Genomic DNA, 5461 nt, shown 5'->3' on the forward strand with positions numbered 1-5461 from the left:
GTGCCGTGAATGTTGTTTCACAAACTTGAGAGTTTGATCCTGGCTCAGAACGAACGCTGGCGGCATGCCTAACACATGCAAGTCGAACGAACCCTTCGGGGTTAGTGGCGCACGGGTGCGTAACACGTGGGAATCTGCCTCTTGGTTCGGAATAACAGTGAGAAATTACTGCTAATACCGGATGATGACTTCGGTCCAAAGATTTATCGCCAAGAGATGAGCCCGCGCAGGATTAGGTAGTTGGTGGGGTAAAGGCCTACCAAGCCGACGATCCTTAGCTGGTCTGAGAGGATGATCAGCCACACTGGGACTGAGACACGGCCCAGACTCCTACGGGAGGCAGCAGTGGGGAATATTGGACAATGGGCGAAAGCCTGATCCAGCAATGCCGCGTGAGTGATGAAGGCCTTAGGGTTGTAAAGCTCTTTTACCAGGGATGATAATGACAGTACCTGGAGAATAAGCTCCGGCTAACTCCGTGCCAGCAGCCGCGGTAATACGGAGGGAGCTAGCGTTGTTCGGAATTACTGGGCGTAAAGCGCGCGTAGGCGGTTACTCAAGTCAGAGGTGAAAGCCCGGGGCTCAACCCCGGAACTGCCTTTGAAACTAGGTGACTAGAATCTTGGAGAGGTCAGTGGAATTCCGAGTGTAGAGGTGAAATTCGTAGATATTCGGAAGAACACCAGTGGCGAAGGCGACTGACTGGACAAGTATTGACGCTGAGGTGCGAAAGTGTGGGGAGCAAACAGGATTAGATACCCTGGTAGTCCACACCGTAAACGATGATAACTAGCTGTCCGGGTTCTTGGAATTTGGGTGGCGCAGCTAACGCATTAAGTTATCCGCCTGGGGAGTACGGTCGCAAGATTAAAACTCAAAGGAATTGACGGGGGCCTGCACAAGCGGTGGAGCATGTGGTTTAATTCGAAGCAACGCGCAGAACCTTACCAGCGTTTGACATCCTCATCGCGATTTCCAGAGATGGATTTCTTCAGTTCGGCTGGATGAGTGACAGGTGCTGCATGGCTGTCGTCAGCTCGTGTCGTGAGATGTTGGGTTAAGTCCCGCAACGAGCGCAACCCTCATCCTTAGTTGCCAGCATTTAGTTGGGCACTCTAAGGAAACTGCCGGTGATAAGCCGGAGGAAGGTGGGGATGACGTCAAGTCCTCATGGCCCTTACACGCTGGGCTACACACGTGCTACAATGGCGGTGACAGTGGGCAGCAAGTGCGCGAGCACAAGCTAATCTCCAAAAGCCGTCTCAGTTCGGATTGTTCTCTGCAACTCGAGAGCATGAAGGCGGAATCGCTAGTAATCGCGGATCAGCATGCCGCGGTGAATACGTTCCCAGGCCTTGTACACACCGCCCGTCACACCATGGGAGTTGGTTTCACCCGAAGGTAGTGTGCTAACCGCAAGGAGGCAGCTAACCACGGTGGGATCAGCGACTGGGGTGAAGTCGTAACAAGGTAGCCGTAGGGGAACCTGCGGCTGGATCACCTCCTTTCTAAGGATTGAAACGAAAGCGTCCTGGCTTGACCGGGAAAGAGCTTCGCTTCTTCCAAAGAACATGCCGTCGTCCTCATGTCCCTTCATCACTGGAGATAACGCTCAAATGAGCGTTGTACGCCTGAGCTGGCTCACGCCGCCCGCGGCCCATAGGGTCAGCGAAGGCAGGCACGTGGGCCTGTAGCTCAGTTGGTTAGAGCGCACCCCTGATAAGGGTGAGGTCAGTGGTTCGAATCCACTCAGGCCCACCACTGTTTACGGCTTTAGGGGCCTTAGCTCAGCTGGGAGAGCGGTTGCTTTGCAAGCATCAGGTCATCGGTTCGATCCCGATAGGCTCCACCAGCCGTACACACGAACAGTACTCCAGCGATGAAGCGAAACAGTTCCGGTCTTCGGACCGGTTAGCGGGATTTGCCCGCAGATCTTTGACATTGTGAATGGGTTTTTTAATCGATGCCGTGGCGCATGGATTATCCAGACGTTGGGTAATCAACCATGCGTTACAACAGATTTTATTATCTGGCTGAGATAAATCGTCCGCACCTATTACGACGCAGTCTCTATGCAGGGCTGTCGTTGATGGTGTGGATTCTCAAGCGTGAGGTAAGAGCATCTGGTGGATGCCTTGGCATGTACAGGCGATGAAGGACGTGGCACGCTGCGATAAGCGTCGGGGAGTTGTGAGCAAACTTTGATCCGGCGATTTCCGAATGGGGAAACCCACCTTCACCATTTCTCTCGATGGTTGCTTCGGCAGCTTTTGAGTGAGGTGGATAAGGTATCACCGAGCTGAATATATAGGCTTGGTGAAGCGAACCTGGTGAACTGAAACATCTAAGTAACCAGAGGAAAAGACATCAACCGAGATTCCGTTAGTAGTGGCGAGCGAACGCGGACCAGGCCAGTGCCTGGAACTAAACTAGCAGAACACTTTGGAAAGAGTGGCCATAGCGGGTGACAGCCCCGTATGCAAAAGTGAGGTTCCAGGACTTGAGTAGGGCGGGACACGTGAAATCCTGTCTGAACATGGGGGGACCACCCTCCAAGCCTAAATACTCGTACATGACCGATAGCGAACCAGTACCGTGAGGGAAAGGTGAAAAGCACCCCGATGAGGGGAGTGAAACAGTACCTGAAACCGGATGCTTACAAGCAGTTGGAGCCCCATAGGGGGTGACAGCGTACCTCTTGCATAATGGGTCAGTGACTTAATGTACCATGCAAGCTTAAGCCGTTAGGTGTAGGCGCAGCGAAAGCGAGTCTGAATAGGGCGACTGAGTATGGTGTATTAGACCCGAAACCCGGCGATCTAGGCATGACCAGGTTGAAGGTGCGGTAACACGCACTGGAGGACCGAACCGTTGAATGTTGAAAAATTCTCGGATGAGTTGTGTTTAGGGGTGAAAGGCCAATCAAGCCGGGAAATAGCTGGTTCTCCGCGAAATCTATTGAGGTAGAGCGTCGAATGTATGCCGTTGGGGGTAGAGCACTGGATGGATGCGGGGGTCGCGAGATCTACCAATTCTAACCAAACTCCGAATACCAACGAGTCTTGTTCGGCAGACAGACGGCGGGTGCTAAGGTCCGTCGTCAAAAGGGAAACAGCCCTAACCTACAGCTAAGGTCCCCAAGTCATCACTAAGTGGGAAAGCATGTGGGAATCCCAAAACAACCAGGAGGTTGGCTTAGAAGCAGCCATCCTTTAAAGAAAGCGTAACAGCTCACTGGTCTAAATAAGGGTTCCTGCGGCGAAAATGTAACGGGGCTAAAGTGATGCACCGAAGCTTAGGGTTCAGAACATTGTTCTGAGCGGTAGCGGAGCGTTCCGTAAGCGAGTGAAGCGATCTGGTAATGGGTCGTGGACGTATCGGAAGTGCGAATGCTGACATGAGTAGCGACAAAGAGGGTGAGATGCCCTCTCGCCGAAAGACCAAGGGTTCCTGCTTAAAGCTAATCTGAGCAGGGTAAGCCGGCCCCTAAGACGAGCCCGAAGGGGGTAGTCGATGGGAACCACGTTAATATTCGTGGGCCTGGTGGTGTGTGACGGATTGCGTGTGTTGTACGTTCTTATCGGATTGAACGTGCTTCGAAGCAGTCCCAGGAAATAGCCCCACCGTATAGACCGTACCCGAAACCGACACAGGTGGTCAGGTAGAGTATACCAAGGCGCTTGAGAGAAGTATCCTGAAGGAACTCGGCAAATTGCCTCCGTACCTTCGGAAGAAGGAGGCCCCGGCTATGCGCAAGCACTGTCGGGGGGCACAGGCCAGGGGGTAGCGACTGTTTAGCAAAAACACAGGGCTCTGCTAAGTCGGCTTCAAGACGACGTATAGGGTCTGACGCCTGCCCGGTGCCGGAAGGTTAAGAGGAGGAGTGCAAGCTCCGAATTGAAGCCCCGGTAAACGGCGGCCGTAACTATAACGGTCCTAAGGTAGCGAAATTCCTTGTCGGGTAAGTTCCGACCTGCACGAATGGCGTAACGACTTCCCCACTGTCTCCAGGATATGCTCAGCGAAATTGAATTCTCCGTGAAGATGCGGAGTACCCGCGGTTAGACGGAAAGACCCCGTGCACCTTTACTGCAGCTTCAGAGTGGCATTGGAAAATTATTGTGTAGCATAGGTGGGAGGCTTTGAAACATCGGCGCCAGCTGGTGTGGAGCCATAGGTGAAATACCACCCTGTGATTTTTTAATGTCTAACCTAGTACCGTTAGCCGGTACAGGGACCCTCTGTGGCGGGTAGTTTGACTGGGGCGGTCGCCTCCTAAAGAGTAACGGAGGCGCGCGATGGTAGGCTCAGGCCGGTTGGAAACCGGCTGCAAGAGTGCAATGGCATAAGCCTGCCTGACTGCGAGATTGACGAATCGAGCAGAGACGAAAGTCGGTCATAGTGATCCGGTGGTCCCTCGTGGAAGGGCCATCGCTCAACGGATAAAAGGTACGCCGGGGATAACAGGCTGATGATTCCCAAGAGCTCATATCGACGGAATCGTTTGGCACCTCGATGTCGGCTCATCACATCCTGGGGCTGGAGCAGGTCCCAAGGGTTTGGCTGTTCGCCAATTAAAGTGGTACGTGAGCTGGGTTCAGAACGTCGCGAGACAGTTTGGTCCCTATCTGCCGTGGGCGTCGATACTTGAGAGGAGTTGTCCCTAGTACGAGAGGACCGGGATGAACATACCTCTGGTGTACCTGTCGTGGCGCCAGCCGCGCAGCAGGGTAGCTATGTATGGAAGGGATAACCGCTGAAAGCATCTAAGCGGGAAGCCTCCCTCGAGATTAGGTATCATCGAGTCGTGATAGACCATCACGTTGATAGGCCAGGTGTGGAAGCGCGGTAACGCGTGAAGCTAACTGGTCCTAATAACTCTGTTCATGCTTGTAGAATCCCACCATCAATGACAGTCCTGCCAAGGACCGTCGGCGGTGATCGGACGATCAATCAAAGCCAGACACACATAAATCTGCACGTTCAGACCGACAGCGTCGGGATGAACCAAAAAATGCACGGACTTCATCGATTAAAAATCTTGCGCTCGCTCCATTGCTTGGTGGCCATAGCGGCAGTGACCCACCCGATCCCATCTCGAACTCGGACGTGAAACCTGCCAGCGCCGATGGTACTTACGCTCAAGCGTTGGAAGAGTAGGACGTCGCCAGGCATTGTAGCCAGCGCAAGATCATAAAAACCCATCACAATGACAAAGGACCTCAATGGTCCACAAAGGGGGCCCAAAAGCCCCCTTTTTGCGTCTCTCAAATGAACGCTCAACATCGGTGACGCGGGGTGGAGCAGCCCGCCGTTCAGATCGACAACGTCGAGATGAACATCAAATATCTGCTAACGGGCCTTAAACGGTCCATCATGGTGACGCGGGGTGGAGCAGCCCGGTAGCTCGTCAGGCTCATAACCTGAAGGTCGTAGGTTCAAATCCTACCCCCGCAACCAA

General features: G+C 53.5%; 3 tRNA genes and 3 rRNA genes. All 6 read left to right on the forward strand.

Annotation, left to right across the window (positions count from 1 at the left end):
* The first annotated feature begins 21 nt into the window (after positions 1-21).
* The 6 genes from MBENS4_RS23510 (at position 22) to MBENS4_RS23535 (ending at position 5460) form a co-directional block, all read left to right on the forward strand.
* A 16S ribosomal RNA gene (locus MBENS4_RS23510) occupies positions 22-1508 on the forward strand.
* Positions 1509-1684: 176 nt separating this feature from the next.
* Positions 1685-1761 (forward strand) — tRNA-Ile (locus tag MBENS4_RS23515).
* A 15-nt stretch (positions 1762-1776) separates the two neighbouring features.
* A tRNA-Ala gene (locus MBENS4_RS23520) sits at positions 1777-1852 on the forward strand.
* Positions 1853-2103: 251 nt separating this feature from the next.
* A 23S ribosomal RNA gene (locus MBENS4_RS23525) occupies positions 2104-4895 on the forward strand.
* A 163-nt stretch (positions 4896-5058) separates the two neighbouring features.
* A 5S ribosomal RNA gene (rrf, locus tag MBENS4_RS23530) occupies positions 5059-5173 on the forward strand.
* The 16S, 23S and 5S rRNA genes sit together here with 3 tRNA genes alongside, the layout of an rRNA operon.
* Positions 5174-5383: 210 nt before the next feature.
* Positions 5384-5460: transfer RNA gene (locus MBENS4_RS23535), tRNA-Met, on the forward strand.
* The last annotated feature ends 1 nt before the right edge of the window (position 5461 follow it).

Origin of the sequence: Novosphingobium sp. MBES04 (assembly GCF_000813185.1) — a bacterium.
GTDB classification, from domain to species: Bacteria; Pseudomonadota; Alphaproteobacteria; order Sphingomonadales; family Sphingomonadaceae; genus Novosphingobium; species Novosphingobium decolorationis.